The organism is Candidatus Rokuibacteriota bacterium, from assembly GCA_030647435.1.
Lineage (GTDB): Bacteria > Methylomirabilota > Methylomirabilia > Rokubacteriales > CSP1-6 > AR37.
Window position 1 is genome coordinate 1 of sequence record JAUSJX010000004.1, and the last position, 23973, is coordinate 23973.

Sequence of the window (23973 nt, forward strand, 5' to 3'; positions counted from 1 at the left end):
CCCCGGAGGCCGAGCCTCACGGTTGAGAGGCGAAGGCAGCATGGTCCGTCGCATCTGGCTGACGCGGCGGGACACTCCGGCGGGGTGAGAGCGACGGCACGGTGACCAGGACACGTCGAGCGACTGGAGAAGCCCTCCTCGTCCCACCGCGAAAGCGGCGGAGCCATGTCCAAGCTATAACCAGTGTTCCTGGGAAGTGGGCGGACGGCGAGAGGGTGACGGAGGGGTCCGCAGTAGCGAGGAAGCGGGGTAATGCCCGTGGAGCAAAGGGGCCCTACTGGTGTGCAGTGTCTCCGCCCACACGGGAGGCAGGGGCGGTATGACAACAGCGCCCATCAGCCTGCAAGACCTGCAGCGGAGGCTCTACGTCAAGGCGAAGGCCGAGAAGGACTGGCGGTTCTGGGGCCTGTACGTTCATGTGGCCAAGCTGGAGACACTCCACGCGGCGTATGCGCGGGCCAAGCAGGATGACGGCGCGCCGGGTATCGACGGCGTGACGTTCGAGGCCATCGAGGCAGCCGGGGTGGAAGGGTTTCTGGCGCAGCTGCGGGACGAGCTGGTCTCACGCACCTATCGGCCACTACGGAACCGGCGCGTCGCAATTCCGAAAGAGGGCGGCAAGGTCCGCGTCCTGGGGATTCCGGCGATTCGGGACCGCGTGGTGCAAGGGGCGCTCACACTCATCGTGGAGCCGATCTTCGAAGCCGACTTTCACGAGGGGTCGTACGGATATCGACCGAAGCGGACAGCCCAGCAGGCGGTGGACCGAGTGGCCGAGGCCATCGTGCGGCACAAGACGCGGGTGATTGACGTTGATCTCGCGGCGTACTTCGACAGCGTGCGGCACGACCTGCTGCTCGCCAAGGTGGCCCGCCGGGTGAACGACCGAGACATCTTGCACTTGGTGAAGCTGATGCTGAAAGCCGCTGGGACGCGCGGGGTTCCTCAGGGCGGCGTGCTCTCCCCCCTCCTCAGCAACATCTATCTCACGGAGGTCGATGCGATGCTGGAGCGGGCCAAGGCGGTCACGGCCAACGGCACGCACACGTACGTGGAGTACGCGCGCTATGCTGATGACCTGGTGATCCTCGTGCACAATGATCGTCGGCAGGACTGGCTGATAGAGGCGGTAAACCGGCGGCTGCGGGAGGAGTTGGCGACACTCGATGTGCAGCTGAACGAGGAGAAGAGCCGGATCGTGGACCTGACGCGGGGGGAGAGCTTCGGGTTCTTGGGCTTTGACTTCCGGCGTGTCCGCTCGTTGCGGGGGCGCTGGCGGCCGCAGTATACGCCGAAGCAGAAGAAGCGCACGGCGTTGCTGCAAGCGCTCAAGGCGGTGTTCCGGGGCTTCCGGTCCCAGCGGGTGGAGGTGTTGATCGTCGAGATCAACCCGAAGCTGCGGGGCTGGGTCCACTACTTCCGGATCGGGCACGCGAGCCGGTGCTTTGCCTTTGTGAGGCAATGGGTCGAGAAGAAGGTCCGGCGCCACTTGATGCGGGCGAGGAATCGTCGGGGCTTCGGCTGGAAGAGGTGGAGTACGGCGGGGCTCTATGACTCGCTCGGGTTGTTTGCAGACTACCGAGTGCGGTACCTGAGCCGGGTCTGAAAGTGCTCCCAGTCGATAGGTCCCATAACCCATGACGCGAAGCACCCAGGAAAGCCCGGTGCCGGAAATCGGCACGCCGGGTTTGCGGTGGCGGGGGCTGGAAACGGCTTACGGCAACCCTACACGGGCACGAAGCTGGAAACGGCGGATACAGCCAAGGGGAGCCTACGGAGCTTTGCGCCAGTCCTCGACCCTACTGAAGACCGCCAAGGCGCTCGGGTTGACGATTCCGCAGTCGTTGCTGGGGCGGGCGGACGAGGTGATTCAGTGATGGATCGACGGGCTTGCCAGTTGCGATGCTACGGGCATACCACCACACCCAGAGGAGGGAGTTTCCATGGCCATCCAAACCGCTGACGTCATCATGCCAGGAAATGAGAACGCATTCGAGACCGGCCGGCGTGGGCAGATATCGTCGATCGCCGAACTCGACGAGTCCTACCGTTGGCTGCTCGAAAAGAACGTTACTGCAACCTTGGCCACGGTCAAGCGAAACGGACTGCCCCAACTGACACCGATCTGGGTGGCCCATGATGGCGTCAACATCCTCGTGAACACCAAGAAGGGCCGTCTCAAAGACCGGAACATGCGGGAGCGGTCAGACGTGGCTATCCTGTGCGTCAATCCGGCGAACCCGTACCACTGGATGGCGATCAACGGCAAGGTCGTGGAGATGATCGAGGAGACCGACCCCGCGAAGGGCCGCGAGGCCACGGACAATGTGAACGAGCTGGCCCAGCGCTACATCAACACAACACCCTACCCGCTGCGAGATCCCAAGGGCGAAGTGCGCGTGCTCTTCAAGGTGCGGCCCACATACGTCATGACGTTTGGCCCGCCCCCGACCAGCTGAGCCGCGCGGCCACAGGGGAACTCAGCAAAAGTAGGGTCACAGCCGGGATCCAGGTGTGTCATGATGCTGGTGTCTGGCCCGGCTGTTGGTTCATCGCGGACCCCCCTCCTCACCAGACCTCGGCTCTGGTTCCGTCTTCCGCCTCCCAGAGAGTGCCATTCCCGGCGGGAGTTCTGTTTGGAGGTTTACCATGGCGCATAAAATTTATGTCGGAGGCTTGTCCTTCTCCACGTCGGACGACCGCCTGCGTGAGATGTTCGCGGTGGCCGGCGGGGTCGAATCCGCCGCAGTCGTGATGGATCGTGACACGGGTCGCTCGCGCGGATTCGGCTTCGTCGAGATGGCGACGGCCGAGCAGGCCGCCGACGCGGTCAAGCAGTTCAATGGCCAGGCCGTGGACGGCCGGACGCTCAAGGTCGAGCTGTCGACTGGTGCGGGCGCAGGCCGGGGCAGCGGCAGCAGCCGCGGGTAGGCGGGAGATGAGTGGACTCATGACGAGCCTCAATGAGCTTCGCGAACAGGGACAGATGACATGGAACGAGCACGAGCAGGGCTGGATCGGGACGCCGGGGGAGATCCTCGACGCCCTCGCCGCAGACGGCTTCAACGAATGCAAGCGTGAGATGACCTCGAGCCGGCGCGATTGCCGGCCGGTAGGCGGCGTGTGGCAAGGCGTCAATCCGCTGACCAATTCCGTGGCGTCGCTGATCTGGGTGGCTCGCCCGGCGGCGCAACCGGCCACGCTGTTCATCGAGATTGACGGGGAAGCGCTTCCCAGCCTCTAACAGAGTGAGGCGGAATCACCGGGGGCGCGCCGCGCCCAGACGGCGTAGAGGGGATCGCCCCGCCGCGGCGCGTGCTCGAAAGTCTCCACCGCGGCCCAGGCGCGGCCCGGTTCCGCCGAGTCCGCGAAGTAGGCGGTGACGATCTCGACGTGCTCCTGGTCGTCCGTGACGCGCCAGAGGGCGACGGCCTTGTCGGGGAAGCACCGATTGCTGAAGCTCACGACGAACGGCGCGCCGGGGCGCAGCACCCGGCGGATCTCCCGGAAGACTTCGAGCGGCCGCGTGAGGTACTGGACGGCGACTGCGCACATGACCGCGTCGAAGGCCGCAACCGCGAACGGCAGGCCGGGCTCGCGGTTGAGGTCGTGGACGACGGCGGCGGTAAGCTGCGGGTTCTCGGCCATCTCCACCGCGTTCAAGCCGAGACCGATCACCGTGCCGCCGAAGCTCGCAGGAAGGTGGCTCCGCCACGACCCCATGAGGTCGAGCACGCGCCCGCCTGTGGGGACGAGCGCCGTGTAGAGTCGCGTGAGAGCTGCGATGGCGCCGTCGTCGATGTGGACGACCCGACGCGGGAACGAGTAGAAAGCGGAGTCGTCGCCCTCGTCGAACCGGCGGAAGTCCCGCGCTGAGGTGTCCACGGCGCTGATTGTAGGCTATTGGTCTCTATCGTCCTCTTCGTCGCGGTCCGGACCCTGGGGTCCTCTCCCGTGTCCGACGACGGCCAAGGCAAATGCCAGGGTCAGAACAGCGGTCGTGATCAGGAAGATGACCATGCCTATCTGGCATCCCGGGTCGCTCCAGGCCTTGCTCATCAGCCAACCAAAGACGATGCCAGCGCCGGCGAACCCTACGTCCCTCATCGTGCGCCGCGCCGAGCTGAGCGCCGCCGCCGCTTGTGGTGTGACGGCGGTCGATCGGCGGTCCATTGCCCGATGCGGAAAATGACGAACTCGGACGGTCGCACCACCGCCACGCCGACGACGCAGATGAGCCGCCCCTGGTCGATGTCGGCCTGCGTCATGGTCGAGCGGTCGCACTTCACGAAGAAGGCCTCTTCCGGCCTGCTGCCGGGCAGCCTGCCGGAGCGCCACTCACTCGTCAGGAAGTCCTCTACCGCGCGCCTGATCTTGGCCCAGAGCGGCTCGGCGTTCGGCTCGAAGACCGCCCACTGCGTGCCCTTGTCGATCGAGGCCTCGAGATATATGAAGAGGCGGCGGACGTTGACGTACTTCCATTCGGAGTCCGCGCTCAATGTCCGCCCGCCCCAGACCCGGAAGTCGCGCGGCGCGAAGGCACGGATGCAGTTGATGGACTCCGAGTTGAGCACCGTCAGCGAAGCCTCGGTGACCTTGTGGTCGAGCCCGACGGCCAGCTTGACCACCTCGTTCGCCGGCGGCTTGCTCGCGCCTCGGGCGAGATCAACCCGCGCGTAGATGCCGGCGACGAAACCGCTCGGCGGCAGCGACAGTTCGCGCGCGTTCCTCGGGTCCTTCACGCGTACCCACGGGTAATACAGCGCGGCTTTCGAGGACGTGAGTCCCGCCCGCATCGCGCGGACGTCTTCGATCGACTGCCCGGGCCCTGAGTCCAGCACGGCGAATCGGTACCGCATCCGCTCCGCGTGCTCGATCAAGACCTTGGCGATCGCTGTTCCAGTTCCGCCGTCTTCATGCCCGAAGGTCGACCCGGGCGCCGCGACGATCGAGATCTCCTCGGTGGCCTCGAAGCACTTCAACGCCTTCTGGCAGTCGCCGGCCTTCCACCGAGGAACGCGCGCCACGTAGAGACGACGCCCGCCTTCCTTGAAGAACGCGCGCACGGCATGCCACGTGTAGTTCGACCTGGGGGCGCCGCCATCGAGCCGTAGCCTCCGGCCGCTGCCATACGTCCGCTCGAAGTCTGCGAGGCTGGTGACGAGGGTCGCCCTCTTGATCGGGCCCTTGTGACAGGGGCCGATGAACCCGGCGGTGCTGGTCGGTACGCCTTCGATCGGCTTCAGATGGATCGACATCTCTTCGACGTACACGCCCGGCGCGAGATACTCCGGCATCGGTGCCTCCGTGGGCCTGTGGTGGTGCTCTGCGATTGTCGACGGCGCGGCCGGACTGGCTTACGGCGTGACCGTGTAGCCCTTCGTCTTCATGCACTCCGCGAAGGGATCCAGGTCGACCATCCGGCTTTGGGTGGCCAGCGGGGCGGGGCCGCCGGAACCGCCGACCCAGACCGCGGTGCCTGTCCACGGGCTGGGGGAAGCGCCGAGGCAGGCCGCGCCGTCATCGGTCAGCTGCTGGGAAGTCACGCCCTGCTTGTGGTAGCGGGCGGGCCATTGGCTGGGGTCGTTGGCGGCGGCGCAGCCGCTCAGGAATCCAATGAGCGTGCCTATCGCGAGAGTTCGGCGGATCATGCTGGCCGCGAGTCTAGCAGAGACGGCCGCCGAGCTGCCGGGCGAGTAGAATACGTGCCATGTGCGGCCGCTACACTCAGACCGCGGCGTTCGACGAGCTGGCCCTCCGCTTCGGCATTACCGTCGAGGACGCGGGCCTCGAAGACCTGCCGCCGCGCTACAACGTCGCCCCGTCACAATCGGTGCCGATCGTGGTCGCCCACAATGGCGGCCGCCCGCTCGTCATGGCCAAGTGGGGCTTCCACCCCGTCTGGATGAAGACCAGCAAGCTGGCCCCCATCAACGCGAAGGCGGAGACCGTCGCCAACGCGCCGGAGACGTGCACCATCATCACGACCACGCCCAACGACCTCGTGGCCGCGATTCACAACCGGATGCCGGTGATCCTCAAGCGGGACGACGAGGTCCGCTGGACCGACGCGCACGTGACCGACCCGGCGGCGGTGCTGCCGTGCCTCCGCCCGCTGCCGGCGGAGCTCATGGAGGGGTACCCGGTGTCGACGCTGGTGTCATCGCCCGGAAACGAAGGGCCGCGCCTCGTGCAACCGGTCAGCTGACGCAATGACGAGAATGGACTTGGAGAAGTGGCTCATCCGCAACAACTTCGCGCAGGTTCCTGCGGGCAAGACAAGCCATAAGCAGTTCGTGCTCGGCACGTGCAAGGTGACGGTGCCGGGTCACGGCTCCAAGGACCTCAGCAAGAAGCATCTCGGCATGATCCTTCGCTCACTGGAGTCCGTCGGCTTCGACCGCGCGAAGGTCCGGCGTGAGTGGGGCGATGCCTGAATCACAACGGAGGCTGGAGCGCCCACCACCCTCGACTTACCATGCAGCGTTGAAAGAGGCGATTCGCGCTGGTTTGTTCCGGCGTCACCGGCCCTTCGAAGTACGTGCGCGGGTCGGTGTTTCCCTCGACTGATCCCACACGCGACTCCGGGCCGCACGCGGACAGGGCGCTCTTCATCTCTGTGTTCGATGCGTTCGCCTTGTGCCAGAGGCGATAGTCGGTACCGTAGAGCGAGCACCCAGCAAAGAGCCCGGCGAGCAGCATGTAGGCAGCGGGCCTGAGCGCGAGCATGGAAGCCTCCTTTCCCTTGACGGTCAACCACAGGCGACCGTGTAGATGTCCTGGACGCCGTCGGGCAGGTGCTGCTCGGACCACGTCCGGCCGCCGTCCTGGGTGCCGAAGACCTGGCCGCCGCGGCTGACGCAGTAGACCTGGTTGGGATCGGCCCTGTGCAGCGCCACCGCCATCATGGTGCTCCCGGCCTTGACGCCGTGGTCGAAGCGCGTCCAGGTCTCGCCGACATCCCGGCTGCGATAGAGCGATCCATCCACGCTTCGCGCCGCGGGGCTCAGGCAGGCGTACAGGTCGCGCGGATCGTGCGGCGACACCAGGATGTCACGGCTGTACGTGAGCGGCGAGAAGCGGCCGATGTCCATGTTCTGCCAGCTCGCGCCGCGGTCGGCGCTCTGGAACAGGCCCATGCGGACCGCCAGGAACACGGTGCCGGGCCGCGCGGCGCTCACGCACACCGCGTGGCCGTCGAGCATGCCTTCGAGATGGCTGTCGCTGTCGATCGTACTCTTGAGGTGCGGCAGCTCGGCGAGCTTGAGCAGGTCCGAGCTGCAGTCATCCCACGTCTCGCCGCCGTCGAGGCTCCGCATGACGCCGCCGACTTCGAGCGCCGCGTACAGCTCCTCGGGCCGGGTGGGATCCGCCACGAGGCGCATCACGCGGCAGACGAAGGACTTCATCTTGACGCGCTCGGGCTGCGCGGCCTTCGGAAGCCGATGCCAGGTGTCCCCACCGTCGTCGCTCCGGAAGACGCCGACGGGAGAGGTGCCGGCGTACAGGATGCGGGGATTGGCCGGATGCACGAGGATCGACCAGACTTCGGTGCCGTCATCGGGGAAGCCGAGCCGCTCCCAGTGCTCCCCGCGGTCCGTGCTCCGGTAGGGGCCGGTCCGGGTGCCGAGATAGACGACGTCCGGGTTCGTCGGGTGGATGGTGATCGCCTGGACGTGAGTCACCTCCGGCAGGCCCTTGGTCAGCTGCGTCCAGCGGTCGTCGCCGTCCGCGCGCCGGAAGATCCCCCCGAGCGTCTTTGAGCTGGACCGCGCCGCGCCGACGTAGACGTGCGAGGCCGCCGATGGATTGGTCATGTGTGTCCCCCTATGGCCGGAAGTCCGAGGAGCCGACCCAGCCCGTCTCGGAGACGTCGAGCATGACTCCGTCCGGGCCGCTGTACTTCACCTCGACGTTGCCGTGGCGCTGACTGGACTGTCCCACGCCGAGCGCCTCGTTGACGTCGTCACGGCGCTCGGAGCCGGCGGCTGCCAGCCGCTCGGCGATCGCCTCGAGACTCTCCACCTGGAAGCCGATATGGTGGATCCCGTAGAAGTCCTTGCCTCGCTCGACTCCCGCCACTGCGTCGTTCTTGAACTTGAGGATGGCCAGGTTGAGGTCGCCGTCGGTGAGAAAGTAGCCGCTCACGGCGGGATGGTCGACCTGCCCGATCTGCTTCATGCCGAACACATCGGTATAAAAGCGCGCGGTCTTCTCCGGGTCCTGGGTCGACAGCGCGATGTGCTTGATCTTCGCCATGACGTCCTCCACTGGTCGCGAGTTCGATAGGGTGGCCTATTTTAGCCCGTCCGCGGCCGCCGCGCATACGATAGACTACCCGCCGCCGGCCCATCGTCCCATCCGCGCAGAGGAGGTGCACATGCCCAACATCGGGAGATTCGTACTCGCCGCTCTGGCCGCCGGCATCATCGCCGCCGCCCAGCCCGCGCTCGCCCAGACCACGCTCACGATGTCCTCGTGGGTGTCGCCCCAGCACCATCTGACCAGCGTCGTCCTGCAGGGCTGGGCGACCGAGGTCGAGAAGGCCACCAACGGCCGCGTCAAGTTCCAGATGCTGCCCAAGCATCCATCGGCGCCGCCGGGCACCTTCGACGCGGTCAGGGACGGCCTCGTGGACCTGTCGTACGTCACCGCGAGCTACACGCCGGCGCGGCACATTCTGCCACTCATGGCGGAGCTGCCGGGCGCCGGCGACACCGCGCTCGTCAACTCGGTTGCCTACTCGCGCATCTACTGGAAGTACTTCGACAAGATCGGCGAGTACAAGGGCGTGAAGCTCCTGGGCGTGTTCACGCACGGCCCCGGCCAGATGTTCACCAAGCGGCCGGTGGCCGGCATCAACGACGTGCAGGGCCTGAAGATCCGCACCGGCGGCGGCATCGCCGAGGCGGTGGCGAAGGCGCTCGGCACCTCCGCCTTCGTGAAGCCGGCGCCCGAGTCCTACGAGCTCCTCAAGGGCGGGGTCGCCGACGGCGTGTTCTTCCCCCTGGAGTCGATCATTTCGTTCAAGCTCGACACCGTGCTCGAGCAGGCGACGCTGTTCCCGGGCGGGATGTACAGCTCGTCGTTCGGCTTCTTCATGAACGAGGACAAGTGGAACAAGCTGTCGAAGGAGGACCAGGCCGCGATCGAGAAGCTCTCCGGCGAGCACATCGCGCGCCTCGCCGGGGCGTCGTGGGACGAGGCCGACAAGAAGGGCCTGGAGGCGCTGAAGAAGTCCGGCGTCAAGATCGTCAACGCCAACCCGGCGTTCGTCGCCGAAGTGCAGAAGCGCTCCGCCCCCATCGTCGACGACTGGATCCAGAAGGCCAGCGCCAAGGGCGTGGACGCCGCCAAGATCCTCGCCGAGTTCCGCGCGGAGCTGAAGAAGGTCGCCGCCGGCCAGTGACCGGCCCCGCGGCTAACCAGTGACCGCTCCCGCGGCCACATGGGAGCGGCGCGTCGAGGCGCTTCTCGGCGTCGTCGCTTCCGTCATTCTCCTCGCCATGATGCTCCTCACCTTCGTGGACGTGGTGGCGCGGTACATTTTCAGTCGCCCGGTCCGGGGCGCCTTCGAGATCACCGAGCTGATGCTGCTGGTGCTGATCTTCGCCGGCCTGCCCCTCGTGTCGTTCACCGACGAGCACGCCCTCATGGATTTCATTGACCGCCTGCTCCCCCCGCGCGCGCAGCGTGCGCTCGAGGGCCTCGTGCAGGGGGTATCCGGGGCGATCATGTTCCTCCTCGCCTGGCAGGTCTGGCTCAAGGCCGACCGGATCTGGGCCTACCGCGACGCCACCGACGTCCTGCGCATCGTCTACGGCCCCTTCGTCTACTTCATGGCAGTTTCGATCGGGCTGGCCGGCCTGATTCACCTCTACAAAGTGGTCGAGCGTCGATGAGTGAAGCCCGCCGGTGATCGAGGGGCTCTGCGGCCTCACCGCGATGATGGCGCTCGCCTTCCTGCGCATCCCCATCGCGTACTGCATGGGCATCGTCGGCATTATCGGCTACGCCTACATGCGCGACTGGAACTGGCTGGTGGCCTCCGCCATGGTGCAGACCAAGATCTACGAGACGGGGCGCAACTACACGCTCTCGGTGGTGCCGCTCTTCATCCTGATGGGCAACTTCGTCACGCGCGCTGGCATGTCGCAGGAGCTGTTCCGCGCCGCGTACACCTTCATCGGCCACCTGCGCGGGGGGCTGGCCATGGCGACCGTGTGGGCGTCCGCCGGCTTCGGCGGGATCTGCGGCTCCTCGATCGCCACGGCGGCGACCTTCGCGAAGGTGGCGTACCCGTCCATGAAGCGCTTCGGCTACTCGGACCGGCTCGCCGCAGGCGTCGTCGCCGGCGGCGGCACGCTCGGCATCATGATCCCGCCGTCGACCATCATGGTGATCTACGGCGTCTTCACCGAGACCAACATCGGCAAGCTGTTTGCCGCCGGGATCCTGCCCGGCATTCTCGGCGCCTTCCTGCTCTGCGGCGCAGTCCGGTACATGACCTGGCGCGATCCGGCTTCGGGCCCGCCGGGCGAACGCTCGACTTGGCGCGAGCGCCTGCTCGCTCTCAAGGACGTGTGGGCGGTGGCGGTGCTGTTCATCTTCGTGATGGGCGGCATCTACGTCGGCTTCTTCACCGCCACCGAGGGCGCGGCCATGGGCGCCTTCGGGGCCATGGTGTTCGCCCTGTGGCGGCGCGCGCTCACCTGGCGGACGCTCTACGCGTCGCTCCTCGAGAGCGCCCGCACCACGTCCATGCTGTTCATGATCCTGATCGGCGCGCTGATCTTCGCGGAGTTCGTCAATATCACGACGATGCCGGCGGACCTCAAGGGCTGGGTGACGCGCTTCAACCTGAGCCCGACGATGGTGGTGGCGGCGATCTGCGCGGTCTACGTGGTGCTCGGCACGGCGATGGAGGAGCTGTCGATGATCCTGCTCACGATCCCGGTGTTCTTCCCGGTGATCGTCCAGCTGGGGTTCGACCCCGTCTGGTTCGGCATCATCATCGTGTGCGTGGTCGAGATCGGCCTGATCAGCCCGCCGGTCGGGATGAACATGTTCGTCCTCAAGACGCTGCTGCCCGAGGTGAGCACCGGGACCGTCTTCAGCGGCGTGCTGCCGTTCATGTGGGCCGACGTGCTGCGTCTCGCCATCCTGGTCGCGTTTCCCTGGATCTCGCTCTGGCTGCCGAGCATGATGCGCTGAAGGGCGACAATCTCCCCCTCAGCGAGTGAGGAGCGCCGGGCGCCGGAACAACGTGACGGCGAGCGGGCCGAGCGCCAGCGCGCCGCCCACCACGTTGAGGATGGCGAAGCCCCACACGCCGAGGATCATCCCGCCGGCGGCGGATCCGAGGGCGCCCATCAAGCCCATGAAGAGGTCGGCGAAGCCCTGGATCGACGGTCGCTCCGCCGGCGTCAGTGCGTCGGTCAGCAGCGCGCTCCCGGCCACGAACGCCAGGTTCCAGCCCACGCCGTTCAGGAAGAGCGCGAGGATGACCAGGACGCGGTCGGTGCCCGGGGCGAGTCCCGCCAGCAGGACGGCGACAATCAGAATCACGGCGCCGGCCCCGATCATCAGCAGCCGTCCGAAGCGGTCGCACAGCCAGCCCGATAGCGGCGACGTGACATACATGCCGGCCAAGTGAAAGGACACGGCCAGCCCGATCGTCTGCACGTGATGTCCCTGGTCGTGGAGGTAGAGGGGTGACGTGGAGGTCGTGCTGATCATCACGAACTGGCTGATCGAGAGCGTCGCCAGCGCGATCTGCACTCGGACATCTCCGAGGATCGCGCCGAGCCGGCGGGCTTGGCCGGCGGGCCGGCCCGCGTCGACGATTGCCTGGCTGTGGCGCGCGATCGCCAGCGGATCGGGCCGCAGGAACACCTCGATCAGGAGCGACGCCAGCGCGTAGCTGCCCACGGCGATGAGGAACGCGCTCGCCACGGACGAGACCCCGAGAAGAGCGCCGAGGCGCAGGGCCGGGGCCATCAGGTTCGGCCCGATGATCGAGCCGATCGTCGAGCCCCACACGATCAGCCCCATCGCGCGGCCGCGCTGCGCGGGCGACGTGACGTCGGCGGCGGCGTAGCGGGCGAGGAGGTTGGAGGTGCTCGCGATCCCGAAGAGCGCCATCCCGCCGAGCAGCAGCCAGAAGCTGCCGACCGCCACGCCCATCATGGCGAGGAGAGAACCGATGACGGCGAGGCCATAGCCCAGCGCCAGGCCCGGCCGGCGCCCCGAACGGTTCATCAGGCGGGCGAGCGGCCAGCTCGCGAGTGCGGTACCCAGAGCCCCGACGGCGATCGGCAGGCCCGACCAGGTATTCGTCCCGGTGATGCTGGCCGCCACGATGCTGCCGACCGCCAGCCCGATCGACTGCCCGGTGCTCCCGCAGACCTGCGCCACGAACAGCGTGGCCATCAGCTTGCCGCGGACGGATGCACCGCCCGACGTCGTTGTCAGTGGGTTCATCCGGCGGATCAGACGATCCCGCGCGTTCTCAGGTCGGCCACGCCGGCCAACGACAGACCGAGTACCTCTCCCAGCACTTCGTCGGTGTGCTGTCCGGCGAGCGGCGGGGGCGTGGTCACGGGCTCCGAGGCCGACAGCCGTATCGGACAGCCGGGGACACGGAACCGCCCCCGGGTGGGATGGTCGATCGTCACAATGGCGTCGCGGGCGTTCAGGTGCGGGTCGTCCAGCACCTCGGCCGTGTCCAGGACGGCGCCGCACGGCACGCCGGCCTTGGCGAGCGTGGCCATCACCTCGCGCTTTGAGCGCGCGCCCGTCCACGCCCGCGCGATCTCGTTGAGGGCGTCGACATGCCGCCAGCGCGTCGGCGCGTCCACGCAGCGGGGGTCGCTGAGGAGATCCTTCCGGCCGATGGCGCGGGCAAAGTCGGACCACATACCCTGGTTCATCGGCTGCACGTAGATGTACACGTAGTCGTTCGGTCCACCCGGCGCGCACGCGTAGAGGCCGTCCGGGACGGCGCCCGGCGGCGCGTTGTTTCCCCGCCGCCCGGTCGGCTTGCCGTCGCGGTAGTGCGCGACGTAGCGCTGGCGGATCAGGTTGGCCACCGCCTCCTGCATCGACACCTCGACCACCTGGCCTCTGCCGGTCCGCGCCCGCTCGATATGCGCGGCCATGATGCCGGCCGCCATGTGCACGCCCGCCCCGCTATCGCCGATATTGGCGCCGCAGAGCACGGGCTCGCGGTCAGCAAAGCCGGTGACGCTCATCACGCCGCCCGTCGCCTGGGCGATCATGTCGAAGCTCTTGTACTCGTGGTACGGCCCCGAGAGGCCGAAGCCCTTGAGCCTCGCGAAGATGATGCGCGGGTTGACGGCGCGAAGCACATCCCAGCCCAGCCCCAGCCTTTCCATGAGGCCCGGCGCGAAGTTCTCGACCACCACGTCCGCGCGCTCGGCCATCTTGAGGAAAAGCGTACGGCCCTCAGGGTGCTTGAGATCTATCGTGACGCTGCGCTTGTTGGCGTTGAAGAGCAGGAAGAACATCGCGTCGAGCCCGGGCACCTCCGGGCGGTTCCGGCGCGACTGCTCGCCGCCGATGGGCTCGATCTTGATGATGTCGGCGCCGAGCCAGCCCAGGAGCTGCGTGCACGATGTGCCGGCCTCGAACTGCGTCAAGTCCAGGATGCGGATGCCCGCCAGCGCGCCCTCGCTCATGGATGCCTCTCTCCTCTTCGAGTGCGGGAGTATCGAATCGCGCCGAATCGTATCACGGCTCCCGGATTCTGGTAGAGTCGCGGGCATGCGTGTCAAAGGAGTCACGACATTTCTGGCCGACCTCGGCGGCGGCAAAAACCTGCTCTTCGTCAAGGTCGAGACGGAGGCGGGTCCGCACGGATGGGGCGAGTGCTACACCCAGGCCGACCGCGACGCGAGCATCGTCGCCCATGTCGAAGCGCTCGGCCGCTACCTGGTCGGACGCGACGCCTCGCACATCACGCACTTCGTCCACATGGCATACAACGACTTCGCGGCCAAGCGCGGGGCGATGGATTTCTGGAGCGCGGTCAGCGGGCTCGAGCAGGCGCTTTGGGACATCGCCGGCAAGCGCCATGGTGTCCCGGTGCACGCGCTGCTGGGCGGGCCGTGCCGCGAGCGCATCCGCGTGTACGCCAACGGCTGGTACGGCCACGGGAAGTCGCCCGCCGAGTACGCGGCGCTGGCGCACGATACGGTCGGCCGCGGGTTCACCGCGCTCAAGTTCGATCCGTTTCCCGGCCCGTGGCGCAGCCATATCTCACGGGAGGCCGAGGAGCAGGCCGTGGCCACGGTGGCCGCCGTGCGCGAGGCCGTCGGGCCCGAGGTGGATCTCCTGATCGAGGTGCACCGCCGGCTGGCGCCCATGCACGCTGTCCGCGTCGCCCGCGCGATTACGCCCTACCGGCCGTTCTGGTACGAGGAGCCCGTCTCCTCGACAAATTTGGAATCGCTGGCCGAGTGCCGCCGGCAGATCGGAATTCCCGTCGTGACCGGAGAGGAGCTGTACACGCGCGCGGAATTCCGCCGCGTTTTCGAGCTGCGCGCCGCGGACATCATCAATCCCGATGTCTGCAACTGCGGCGGCATCCTGGAGCTCCGCGCGATCGCCCAGATGGCCGAGCCCTCGTTCGTGACGGTCGCGCCCCACAACTACAACAGCACCACGGTGGGGCTCGCCGCGACGCTCCAGGTCTCGGCCGCCATCCCGAACTTTCTCATCACCGAGTACTTCGTGAACTTCGAGGCTCGCGGGCGCGAGATCGCCCGCCCCGGTTTCGCGGTGCGCGACGGCTACATCACCGTCCCCCAGGACCCCGGTCTCGGCATCGATCTGGACGAAGCGGCGCTCGCGCGCTTCCCCGGCCGCCGGCTTCCGCCGCGCTCGCTGCCCTCTCCGGCCGACGAAAGGCCATAGGGGCGAGGAGAGAGGACACCGACATGATCACCAAGTTCTCGAACGTCTATGCGGGACATATCGACCTGGGCGACATGGGCCAGCTGGCCACGCCCGCCAACGAGCGCCGGTATCCGAACGAGCGCCTCGTCTCCGTCTTCGCGAAGGCCGAGGCTATCGCGCGGTGCATGGACGAGCACGGGTACCACACCCTCTGGTTGGCCGAGCACCACTTCCAGCACGAGGGCTACGAGTGCATTCCCAACATCATGATGGTCGCCGTCCACCTGGCCCATCTGACGTCGCGCCTGCGCATCGGCTGCGGGTTCAACATCGCTCCCATGTGGCACCCGCTCAGGCTGGCGGAAGACTTCGCCACCGCGGACATCCTCACCGGCGGGCGCACCGTCTTCGGCGTGGGCCGCGGGTACCACACTCGCGAGGTCGAGACGTTCGGCGCGCCGATGCTCGACGCCGAGGCCAACCGCGATCTCTTCGAGGAGCAGGTGGACATCGTCATGAAGGCGTTTCGCTCGGAGTCCTTCTCGCACCAGGGCAAGCACTACACCCTGCCGCCCGCCGTGCCGTATCGCGGCTACGAGCTGAAGGAGATCACCCTGGTGCCGCGGCCGCTCCGCCAGCCGGTCGAATGCTGGCAGCCGGTCGTGAGCGCCGGCGCCCGCGGGCTCGACTTCATGATGAAGCACCGCATCAAGGGGCTGATCGGCGGCGGCGCGGCGACGATGGCGGAGAAGTCGATCTACGCCTATCAGGACGCCGCGCAGCGCGCCGGGCTCGACTATGCCCTCGGCGAGGGTCTGAGCCTCGGCATCTTCTACCACCTGGCGGACTCCCGCGAGCGGGCCGTCCGCGAGATCACGCCGTGGTACGAGGAGCACGTCAAGATGTTCGGCCCGCTGGGCTTCGTGCCGGGAATCACGCCGGCGCAGCTCGAGGCGTCGACGCGCCGCGGCGGCTGGAGCGCCGCCGGTGTCCCGACCGTCGAGGACTACATGAAGGTCGGCGCCTGGTTCGCCGGCCCGCCCGAGGAGCTGATCGCCTACCTGCGATCGCTCGAGGAGAAGTTTCCCGGCCTCGAGTATGTGCACCTGAGCAACAGCATGGGCATGCCAAAGGACGCGATGCTGGAACAGATCGCCAGGCTCGGCAAGGACGTGCTGCCGAAGTTCACAGCCCAAGCGGCGTGACGAGCCCCGGGGAGTTGGCGGCGCTCTGGCCGCTCGATCGCGGCGTCGCGTTCCTGAATCACGGCTCGTACGGCGCGTGCCCGACCGAGGTCCTCCGACACCAGGCGGCGCTCCGCGCTGAGATGGAGGCGGAACCGGTCCGCTTCCTGGGACGCGAGCTGGACGGCCGCCTCGACGCCGCGCGCGAGGCGCTCGCCGCCTTCGTGGGCGCCGATCCCGACGATTTCGCCTTCATCACCAATGCAACGTCCGGCGTCAACGCCGTGCTCCGGTCGCTTACGCTCTCGGCAGGCGACGAGCTGCTCACGACGGACCACGCCTATGCCGCCTGCCGGAACACGCTGGACTACGTCGCCGGTCGGAGCGGCGCGCGGGTCAACGTCGCCGTCGTCCCGTTCCCCGTCAGCTCGAAGGAGGCCGTCGTGGACGCGGTCCTGGCGAAGGTGACGCCGCGGACCCGCCTGGCGCTCCTCGACCACATCACGAGCCCCACCGGGCTCATCCTGCCCATCGAGCGGCTCGTCGCCGAGCTTGCGCGCCGCGGCGTCGAGACGCTGGTGGACGGCGCGCATGCGCCCGGCATGGTGCCGCTCGACCTCCGCACGCTGGGGGCGACGTACTACAGCGCCAACTGTCACAAGTGGCTCTGCGCGCCGAAGGGCTCGGCGTTCCTCTGGGTGCGGCGCGACCGCCAGGCCGACATCCGCCCGCTGACGATCAGCCACGGCGCGACGGCCGTGCGGCCGGGCCGCTCGCGCTTCCGGCTCGAGTTCGACTGGACGGGTACCCAGGACCCGACGGCGTGGCTGACGGTGCCGAAGGCGATCGAATACCTTGGCGGCCTGATCCCGGGCGGGTGGCCGGCCGTGATGGCGCGCAACCGCGCGCTTACGCTCGAGGCGCGCCGGCTTCTCTGCGCCGCCGCCGGCACGCCACCACCGTGTCCCGACCAGATGCTCGGCTCGCTCGCCAGCGTTATCCTGCCCGACAGCACGACCACCGAGACCGGATGGCGGGTGCGTGATCCGATCCAGGGGCGGCTCTTCGACGGCTGGGGCATCGAGGTGCCGATCATGCGCTGGCCCGCCGCGCCCCGGCGGCTTCTCAGGATCTCCGCTCAGCTCTACAACACGCCCGACCAGTACGCCCGGCTGGCTGACGCCCTCGGCAAGGAGCTGGCCGCCGAGCGCGCGTCGATCTAGCGGACGACGACCGGCTTCCTCGAGGGCGGCGCCGGCGCGTCGCCCGGCGCTTAGTGCATCACGAGGCCGCCGTCGACGCTGAGGGCCTGGCCGGTCATGTAGCCCGACCGCGGCCCCGCGAGGAAGGCGACCACGTGGGCCACGTCTTCCGGCTTCTCCATGCGTCCGAGAGGCACCTGGGCCGCGCGGTGGCGGGTGAACTCTTCCGCCGTCATGCCCAGGAGCGCGCCCTGCTCCTTCGACACTTGCGACCACATGTCGGTCTCGACGTAGCCGGGGCAGACGCAGTTCACGCGGATGCCGTCGGCGGCGTGAGCGAGGGCGAGGCTCTTGGTCATGCTGACGACGGCGGCCTTGCTGGCATTGTAGGGAAGGTTGGTCTTGCTGCCGATCTTGCCCGCCATGGACGCCAGGCTGACGATGCTGCCGCTCTTCTGCGCGATCATCGCCGGCAGCACCGCCTGGCTGGCGAAGAACACCGCCTTGGCGTTGATGGTCATGATCGCGTCCCAGTGGTCCTCGGTGACGTCGAGGGTCGCGGCGGCGCGATAGATGCCGGCGTTGTTGACGAGGATGTCGATGCGCCCGAATTCGGCCTTGGCGCGGTCCACCATGGCGCGCAGGTCGGCGCGCGAGGTTACGTCGGTCGGCGCCACGACGGCACGCCGCCCGAGCGCGCCTACCTCCTCAGCGGTGCGCTTGGCCCCGGCCTGGTCCAGCTCGGCGATGACGACGTCGGCGCCCTGACGCGCCAGCTCAAGAGCGGTGGCGCGGCCGATGCCGCGGCCCGCGCCGGTGACGATGGCGACCTGTCCCTTGAGTTCCATGGCGGACGCTAGCGGGCGCCGGTCGGGAGCTGGTCGAAGGGCAGGTCGCGGTCCACGCGCACGTCCTGCGGCAGACCGAGCACGCGCTCGGCGATGATGTTGCGAAGGATCTCGTCGGTGCCCGCGGCGATGCGCCCGCCCGGCGAGGTGAGGAGCGACTCCTGGAAGGCGGCCCGCAGCGGCGCCGTGTCCTTGTCCATAATCACGCCGCCCATGTCGAGCAGATCCATGGCGAAGGAGGCGATCTCCTGCGCCTTGGGCGCGTTGACGAGCTTGCCGATGGAGTTCTCCGGGCCCGGCGTCTCGCCGCGCGAGAGCGCGGTCATGGTGCGGAAGCGCGTGAGGCGGACGCCCTGGGTCTTCACGTAGAGATCGGCCAGCCGCTCGCGGACGGCCGCGTTGGCGATGGCGGGGCCGTCTTCGAGCGAGACCGAGCGGGCCAGGCCGAAGATCTCCTCGAAGTCAGGACCGCGGAGATCGCCCGAGGCGAGGCGCTCGTTCATGAGCGTGGTGATGGCCACGCCCCAGCCGGCGCCCACGGCCCCGAGCCGCTGGCTGTCCGGGATGCGCACGTCGGTGAAGTAGACCTCGTTGAAGTGGGACGCGCCCGAGATCTGCTTGATGCGCCGGGTCTCGATGCCCGGCGACTTCATGGACAGGAAGAAGAACGTGAGGCCCTTGTGCTTGACCGTCTTGGGATCGCTGCGCGCCACCAGGATGCCCCAGTCCGCCCAGTGCGCGCCCGATGTCCAGATCTTCTGCCCGTTGATCACCCACTCGTCGCCGTCGCGCTGGGCGCGCGTGCGCAGGCCGGCCAGATCGGAGCCGGCGCCCGGCTCGGAGAAGAGCTGGCACCACACCTCGTCGCCGCACAGGGCGGCCGGCGCGTAGCGCCGCTTCTGCGCGTCGGTGCCGTAGGTGAACAGCGTGGGCATGCACATGCCGAGCCCGATCTCGAAGTAGCCGCGCGGCACGAGATAGCGCGACTCCTCCTGCGAGTAGATCACCTGGTAGATCGGAGACAGGGCGCGCCCGCCCGACTCGACCGGCCAGTGGAGCGCGGCGAAGCCGGCCTCGGCTTTCTTGTGCTGGAATGCTTTGGCGCGCTCGAAGCCGTCATAGCCGTCGCGGCCCGAGTAGCGGCTCTGCCAGGTCTCGAAGGCGCCGCTTTTGGTCTCTGCGTTCGCCCCGAGCCACTGGCGGGCCTCGGCTCGAAAAGCGGCTTCTTCTCGCGTGTCGTCGAAATCCACGGTGATCTCCTAGGCGGCGCCGGCTTGAAGCCGCGTCACCAGCAAATCTTTCCAGCGGCGGGCGCTGCCCAGCATGAGGGCGGTGAGCTTGGCGCGCCGGTAGTGCAGGTGGCAGTCGAACTCCCAGGTGAAGCCCATGCCGCCATGCACCTGAATGTTCTCTTTGGCGTTTTGGTAGTAGGCCTCGCTGGCCGCCACGCGTGCGGTTGCGGCGGCCACCGGAAGCTCGGGCGCATCCTTCGAGAGCGCCCAGGCGCCGTAGTAGGCGTTCGACCGCGCCAGCTCGACGGCCACGTACATGTCGGCCAGCTTGTGCTTGATGGCCTGGAAGGAGGCGATCTGCCGCCCGAACGCGAAGCGGCCGAGCGCGCATTCCCGTGCCATGTCAAGCGCCGCCTGCGCGCCGCCGAGCTGTTCGAAGGCCACGAGCACGGCCGCGCGGTCGAGCAGCCGCTCCACGAGCGGCCAACCAGCGGAGGGAGCGCCGAGTGGCTCAGCCGCGGCGCTGTCGAAGACCAGCCGGGCGTGGGAGCGCGTGGGGTCCACGGTGGTGACATGAGTGCGAGCGACGCCTAGTCCTTTGAGATCCACAAGGAAGAGACCGGCGGGTCCGCCGGCTGTTTCAGAGGCCACCACCACGGCGAAGTCCGCCACGTCGCCGTCCATTACGGGGATCTTCGTGCCGCTCACGCGCCCGCCGTCGGCGCGCGTCGTGATATTGCCAGGCGTCGCCACCTGCGGGCCCTCGGCCAGCGCGAAACAACCGATCGCTTCTCCCTGGGCGATGCGCGGCAGCCAGCGCTTCTTCTGGGCTGGGCTGCCCGCGAGCAGCAGGGCCTCGGCGGCGAGGTAGATCGTCGAGGAGAAGGGCGTCGGCGCGAGGCTCCGGCCCAGCTCTTCGGCGAGGACGCACAGCTCGAGGTAACCGAAGCCGGCGCCGCCGTGGGTCTCCGGGATGGCGGTGCCCATCCAGCCCATCTCAGCCATCCCCCGCCACAACTCGGCGTCATACGGCGCGGCGCCCTCGAGGATGCGCCGGACGCGGGCGGAGGAGGCGTGCTCGGCAAGGAACTTCCGCGCCTGGTCGCGCAACGATCTCTGATCCGGCGAGAAATCGAAGTTCACGGCGCGAGGATCATACGGTATCCGCGGGCTCGACGCCAGCCGGACCCGGGGGCGCCGCGGCGCCGGCGCGCTCCGTTCACCACGCCCGGCGGCGCCGCCCGGCTATACTGGCATGATCGAGCGAGCGCAGGGCTCGCCGCGCAACAGGGGACCCCAGGAGAATCTCGATGACGACGCTCACGCCCGCGTTCAAGCAGATCGCGTCAGGACTACGCTTTCCCGAGGGTCCCGTGGCGATGCCGGACGGCTCCGTCATCCTGGTCGAGATCGAGCGCCAGACGCTCTCACGCGTCACGCCCGACGGGAAGACCCACGTGATCGCCCAGCTCGGCGGCGGCCCGAACGGCGCGGCGATGGGTCCGGGCGGCAAGATCTACGTGACCAATAACGGCGGGCTCAAGTTCGTCGAGCGGCCGGGCAAGCTGTTTCCGGTTCTCCAGGCCGATGACTACACCGGGGGCAGCATCCAGATCGTGGATCCCGAGACCGGCAAGTTCGACACGCTCTACGATCGCTGCGACGGCCAGAAGCTCAAGGGGCCGAACGACCTTGTGTTCGACGGCGCCGGCGGGTTCTGGTTCACCGACCTCGGCAAGACGCGCGAGCGCGACAGCGACCGCGGTGTCGTCTACTACGCCAAGGCCGACGGGTCCTTGATCCGCGAGGCGATCTTCCCGCTCGAGCGTCCGAACGGGATCGGGCTTTCGCCGGACGAGAAGACGCTCTACGTCGTCGAGACGCCGACGGCGCGCTGCTGGTCCTTCCGGCTCTCGGCCCCGGGCGAGATCGAGTCCGCGAACGGACCGTACCGGGGCGAGAAGGGCAAGGTCGTCTTCGGGCTCGGCGGCTATCAGATGTTCGATTCGCTGGCGGTGGACGGCGAGGGCCATGTCTGCGTGGCAACCTTGATCACGGGCGCCGTCAGCGACATCTGGCCGGATGGCAGCCGCGTCGACCAGTACATGCTGCCCGACATGATGGTCACGAACGTCTGCTTCGGCGGCCGTGACCTGCGAACCGCGTACGCGACGCTGTCGATGGGCGGCACCCTCGTGTCGTTCGAGTGGCCGCGCCCCGGGCTGCCGCTGCGCCACCTCAACCGCTAGCCGGGTAGCCGGGGTCAGGTCTTGAATTGCTACATTGCGGAGCGAGATCTCTCGCGATTGGCCGAGGACAGGCGGCGTGAAATGTCGTAATGCAAGACCTGACCCCGATCATTATCGACGTCCCTTGACCCTGGCCGCGTTCCGCGTCCGCAGCTTCCGCTTCCAGTGGCCCGCCGACCTGCTCACGTCGCTGGCGTTCGAGATGGAGACGGTCATCCTGGGCTGGTACGTCCTGGTGCAGACCGGCTCGGTGCTCCTGCTCACCGCGTTCGGCTCGCTGCTGTTCCTGGGCACTCTCCTCGCGCCGATGTACGGGGTGCTGGGCGACCGGCTCGGCGGCCGGGCGATGCTGACCGCGATGCGCGCGGTCTACGCTGTCCTGGCCGCGCTCCTCACGATCCTGAGCCTGACGGGGAGCCTGACACCCGTGTGGGTGTTCGCTATCGCAACGCTCGTCGGCCTCGTCCGCCCAAACGATCTCGTGCTCCGGAACTCGCTCATCGGCGAAACGATTCCGTCGCAGCACCTGATGGGCGCCGTGGGCCTGTCCCGCGCCACCATGGATTCCGCCCGCGTGGCCGGCGCGCTCGCCGGCGCGGGCCTCTCCACCGTCCTCGGCATCGGGCCCGCCTACCTCCTCATTACGACACTCTATCTCACGAGCGGCGCGCTGACGTTCGGCGTGGCGCGAAGACATCCGGTGCCTGATCCGGGTGAAGCGCCGCGCGCGGTCTCTCCGGGCGTCACGACCGTCGCGATGTCCAGCCCCTCGAGCGGCCGTGATCTCAAGGACGGCCTCCTCCACGTTCTGCGGACGCCTGCGCTGCTCGCCCCGATGTGGCTGGCGTTTCTGATCAACCTCACCGCCTACCCCGTTTCAAACGGCCTCCTGCCCTATGTCGCCAAGAACATCTACCTCGTTGACGCCAGGGGCCTGGGGTGGCTCGTTGCCGGTTTCGCGTTCGGCGGTCTCCTGGGTTCGATCGCCACGGTCGCGACCGGCGGGCCGCGCCGCCCTGAGCGCTCCATGCTCGTCTGCACGGCGATCTGGTACGCCGTATTGCTCGGCTTCGGCCACGCCGGGAGCCTGGGCGCGGGGCTCATCGCGCTCGTGCTCGCCGGCTTCGTCCAGAACGTGGCGATGATCTCGATGACCGCCAGCTTGCTCGCCGCTGCGGGCAACCGGTTCCGGGCGCGGGTCATGGGCGTGCGGACGCTCGCGGTCTACGGCCTGCCGCTGGGATTGATGGCCGCGGGCGCCCTGATCGATCTCATCGGCTTTCCGCTGACAATCAGTGCCTTATCCGTTGTCGGCCTGGTGTTCACCCTCCTCATCGCTATCAGGTGGCGACAAAGCTTGTGGCGATTGACTTCGCTCTGACGCCGCGGTAGAAGAGCGGTCGAAACGAAGCCTCAGCCAGTCAGGAGCGTCACCATGAAATTCGGCATCTGGATTCCCAACTGCAGGCACCTGGCCACGCCGGACATCATCCGGGGCGCGGCCGTCAGGGCCGAGCAGCTCGGCTACGACTCCGTCTGGGTCAGCGATCACGTCGTCGTGCCGAACGCGAACGTCGTCAACTTCGGCGAGACGATCTTCGACCCGCTCGTGACGCTTGCGGTGATCGCGGGGGTGACCAGCCGGGTGCGGCTCGGCACCACGGTGCTCATCGTCCCGTACCGCAACGCGGTCGTCACGGCCAAGATGATCTCCTCGCTCGACGCGCTGAGCGGCGGGCGGGTCGTGTTCGGAGTCGGCGCGGGCTGGGTGGCCGCCGAGAGCGCCATCCTGGGTGTACCCTTCGCGGAGCGCGGCGTCATGACCGACGAGTACCTCGAGGCCATGCAGGAGCTCTGGACGAAGCAGGCTCCGTCATTTGCCGGAAAGTACACGCAGTTCAGCGGGCTCACGTTCGAGCCCAAGCCCCTGCAGAAGCCGCACCCGCCGATCTGGGTCGGGGGGCACAGCCGGGCCGCGCTGCGCCGCACCGCCCAGTTCGGCGCCGCCTGGCATCCGATCAATCGTTCGCCGGAGGAGCTGCGGGCCGGCCGGGCCGAGCTGGCGCGACTCTGCCAGGCGCGGGGCCGCACCCTGCCTCCCGCGCTCACGCTTCGCAACGACGTCCGCATCGTTGGCCCCGGTCAGGCTGTGCCGGTTTCCACCCATGGCGGCCGCGTGCTCGCGGGCGAGCCGGCACGCCTGGTCGATCAGATCGCGGAGCTGGTCGACTGCGGAGTTGAGCACCTGGTCCTCGAGTTCCTCGCCGCTGACGGCCCCGAGCTGGACGAGCAGATGGCCGTCTTCGCCGAGCGCGTGCGGCCCAAGCTCGCCTGATCGC

General features: G+C 68.0%; 26 protein-coding genes. 15 read left to right on the forward strand and 11 right to left on the reverse strand.

All coding sequences use genetic code 11. The features are described from left to right. Positions 1–319 precede the first annotated feature (319 nt). The 4 genes from ltrA (at position 320) to Q7W02_00215 (ending at position 3244) form a co-directional block, all read left to right on the forward strand. Complete coding sequence (gene ltrA, locus Q7W02_00200) at positions 320–1606, forward strand: group II intron reverse transcriptase/maturase (GenBank protein ID MDO8474610.1); 1287 nt, start codon at positions 320–322, stop codon at positions 1604–1606. 337 nt (positions 1607–1943) lie between these two features. Then, on the forward strand, positions 1944–2459 hold the full coding sequence (locus Q7W02_00205) for a TIGR03618 family F420-dependent PPOX class oxidoreductase (protein ID MDO8474611.1): 516 nt from the start codon (positions 1944–1946) through the stop codon (positions 2457–2459). 190 nt (positions 2460–2649) lie between these two features. Continuing rightward, on the forward strand, positions 2650–2931 hold the full coding sequence (locus Q7W02_00210; GenBank protein MDO8474612.1) for an RNA-binding protein: 282 nt from the start codon (positions 2650–2652) through the stop codon (positions 2929–2931). A gap of 55 nt (positions 2932–2986) precedes the next feature. Further along, the gene (locus Q7W02_00215; protein MDO8474613.1) at positions 2987–3244 is read left to right on the forward strand and encodes a hypothetical protein; all 258 of its coding nucleotides are present in this window, start codon (positions 2987–2989) and stop codon (positions 3242–3244) included. On the opposite strand, the gene Q7W02_00220 is transcribed toward Q7W02_00215, so the two are convergent. The 3 genes from Q7W02_00220 to Q7W02_00230 all read right to left on the reverse strand — a co-directional run bounded on the left by Q7W02_00220 (position 3241) and on the right by Q7W02_00230 (position 5651). Next, positions 3241–3885, reverse strand: a complete 645-nt coding sequence (locus Q7W02_00220; GenBank protein MDO8474614.1) for a methyltransferase domain-containing protein — start codon at positions 3883–3885, stop codon at positions 3241–3243. The genes Q7W02_00215 and Q7W02_00220 overlap by 4 nt on opposite strands. Positions 3886–4103: 218 nt before the next feature. Continuing rightward, a complete protein-coding gene (locus Q7W02_00225) occupies positions 4104–5297 on the reverse strand; it encodes a phage tail sheath subtilisin-like domain-containing protein (GenBank protein MDO8474615.1) in 1194 nt (397 codons plus the stop codon). Positions 5298–5357: 60 nt separating this feature from the next. After that, positions 5358–5651 carry a hypothetical protein gene (locus Q7W02_00230; protein MDO8474616.1) on the reverse strand — a complete coding sequence of 98 codons (294 nt, stop codon included), beginning with the start codon at positions 5649–5651 and terminating at the stop codon, positions 5358–5360. A gap of 59 nt (positions 5652–5710) precedes the next feature. Between Q7W02_00230 and Q7W02_00235 the strand changes: the two genes are divergently transcribed. Further along, positions 5711–6208: an SOS response-associated peptidase gene (locus Q7W02_00235; protein MDO8474617.1), complete on the forward strand. Its 498-nt coding sequence runs from the start codon at positions 5711–5713 to the stop codon at positions 6206–6208. A gap of 19 nt (positions 6209–6227) precedes the next feature. Continuing rightward, positions 6228–6437, forward strand: a complete 210-nt coding sequence (locus Q7W02_00240; GenBank protein MDO8474618.1) for a type II toxin-antitoxin system HicA family toxin — start codon at positions 6228–6230, stop codon at positions 6435–6437. A 1-nt stretch (position 6438) separates the two neighbouring features. Here Q7W02_00240 and Q7W02_00245 read toward each other — a convergent pair whose 3' ends face one another. The 3 genes from Q7W02_00245 to Q7W02_00255 are packed head-to-tail and all read right to left on the reverse strand — an operon-like array spanning position 6439 to position 8259. After that, positions 6439–6729 (reverse strand): hypothetical protein, encoded by a 291-nt coding sequence (locus tag Q7W02_00245; protein ID MDO8474619.1) that lies wholly within the window; start codon positions 6727–6729, stop codon positions 6439–6441. A gap of 23 nt (positions 6730–6752) precedes the next feature. Then, complete coding sequence (locus Q7W02_00250; protein ID MDO8474620.1) at positions 6753–7817, reverse strand: hypothetical protein; 1065 nt, start codon at positions 7815–7817, stop codon at positions 6753–6755. Between the two features lie 10 nt (positions 7818–7827). Then, entirely contained in the window at positions 7828–8259 is a 432-nt protein-coding gene (locus Q7W02_00255) for a VOC family protein (GenBank protein ID MDO8474621.1), read from the reverse strand. Positions 8260–8380: 121 nt separating this feature from the next. Here Q7W02_00255 and Q7W02_00260 point away from each other — a divergent pair, with 121 nt between their 5' ends. From Q7W02_00260 to Q7W02_00270, 3 genes are read left to right on the forward strand one after another with little or no spacing between them, the layout of a single operon-like run. Beyond that, entirely contained in the window at positions 8381–9409 is a 1029-nt protein-coding gene (locus Q7W02_00260; GenBank protein ID MDO8474622.1) for a TRAP transporter substrate-binding protein, read from the forward strand. Positions 9410–9428: 19 nt separating this feature from the next. Then, positions 9429–9902, forward strand: a complete 474-nt coding sequence (locus Q7W02_00265) for a TRAP transporter small permease (GenBank protein ID MDO8474623.1) — start codon at positions 9429–9431, stop codon at positions 9900–9902. 13 nt (positions 9903–9915) lie between these two features. Next, positions 9916–11214 carry a TRAP transporter large permease gene (locus Q7W02_00270; protein ID MDO8474624.1) on the forward strand — a complete coding sequence of 433 codons (1299 nt, stop codon included), beginning with the start codon at positions 9916–9918 and terminating at the stop codon, positions 11212–11214. Positions 11215–11232: 18 nt separating this feature from the next. Here Q7W02_00270 and Q7W02_00275 read toward each other — a convergent pair whose 3' ends face one another. Then, positions 11233–12483 (reverse strand): MFS transporter, encoded by a 1251-nt coding sequence (locus Q7W02_00275; protein ID MDO8474625.1) that lies wholly within the window; start codon positions 12481–12483, stop codon positions 11233–11235. Positions 12484–12491: 8 nt separating this feature from the next. Next, a complete protein-coding gene (locus Q7W02_00280; protein ID MDO8474626.1) occupies positions 12492–13700 on the reverse strand; it encodes a CoA transferase in 1209 nt (402 codons plus the stop codon). An 85-nt stretch (positions 13701–13785) separates the two neighbouring features. Between Q7W02_00280 and Q7W02_00285 the strand changes: the two genes are divergently transcribed. From Q7W02_00285 to Q7W02_00295, 3 genes are read left to right on the forward strand one after another with little or no spacing between them, the layout of a single operon-like run. Continuing rightward, a complete protein-coding gene (locus Q7W02_00285; GenBank protein ID MDO8474627.1) occupies positions 13786–14937 on the forward strand; it encodes a mandelate racemase/muconate lactonizing enzyme family protein in 1152 nt (383 codons plus the stop codon). Positions 14938–14960: 23 nt separating this feature from the next. Further along, positions 14961–16124 (forward strand): LLM class flavin-dependent oxidoreductase, encoded by a 1164-nt coding sequence (locus Q7W02_00290; protein ID MDO8474628.1) that lies wholly within the window; start codon positions 14961–14963, stop codon positions 16122–16124. Next, a complete protein-coding gene (locus Q7W02_00295; protein ID MDO8474629.1) occupies positions 16121–17326 on the forward strand; it encodes an aminotransferase class V-fold PLP-dependent enzyme in 1206 nt (401 codons plus the stop codon). The genes Q7W02_00290 and Q7W02_00295 overlap by 4 nt, the downstream gene beginning before the upstream one ends. 50 nt (positions 17327–17376) lie before the next feature. Here Q7W02_00295 and Q7W02_00300 read toward each other — a convergent pair whose 3' ends face one another. Genes Q7W02_00300 through Q7W02_00310 form a run of 3 tightly spaced genes read right to left on the reverse strand, consistent with a single transcriptional unit; the run spans position 17377 to position 20528 of the window. Next, positions 17377–18153, reverse strand: a complete 777-nt coding sequence (locus Q7W02_00300; GenBank protein ID MDO8474630.1) for an SDR family NAD(P)-dependent oxidoreductase — start codon at positions 18151–18153, stop codon at positions 17377–17379. An 8-nt stretch (positions 18154–18161) separates the two neighbouring features. Further along, positions 18162–19403, reverse strand: coding sequence for an acyl-CoA dehydrogenase family protein (locus tag Q7W02_00305; GenBank protein ID MDO8474631.1), 1242 nt, complete (start codon positions 19401–19403; stop codon positions 18162–18164). Between the two features lie 9 nt (positions 19404–19412). Further along, positions 19413–20528, reverse strand: a complete 1116-nt coding sequence (locus tag Q7W02_00310) for an acyl-CoA dehydrogenase family protein (protein MDO8474632.1) — start codon at positions 20526–20528, stop codon at positions 19413–19415. A gap of 167 nt (positions 20529–20695) precedes the next feature. On the opposite strand from Q7W02_00310, the gene Q7W02_00315 reads away from it, so the two are divergent. The 3 genes from Q7W02_00315 to Q7W02_00325 all read left to right on the forward strand — a co-directional run bounded on the left by Q7W02_00315 (position 20696) and on the right by Q7W02_00325 (position 23969). Continuing rightward, positions 20696–21634, forward strand: a complete 939-nt coding sequence (locus Q7W02_00315) for an SMP-30/gluconolactonase/LRE family protein (protein MDO8474633.1) — start codon at positions 20696–20698, stop codon at positions 21632–21634. Positions 21635–21758: 124 nt separating this feature from the next. Further along, complete coding sequence (locus Q7W02_00320) at positions 21759–23015, forward strand: MFS transporter (GenBank protein MDO8474634.1); 1257 nt, start codon at positions 21759–21761, stop codon at positions 23013–23015. A 54-nt stretch (positions 23016–23069) separates the two neighbouring features. Further along, positions 23070–23969 carry a TIGR03619 family F420-dependent LLM class oxidoreductase gene (locus Q7W02_00325; protein ID MDO8474635.1) on the forward strand — a complete coding sequence of 300 codons (900 nt, stop codon included), beginning with the start codon at positions 23070–23072 and terminating at the stop codon, positions 23967–23969. The last annotated feature ends 4 nt before the right edge of the window (positions 23970–23973 follow it).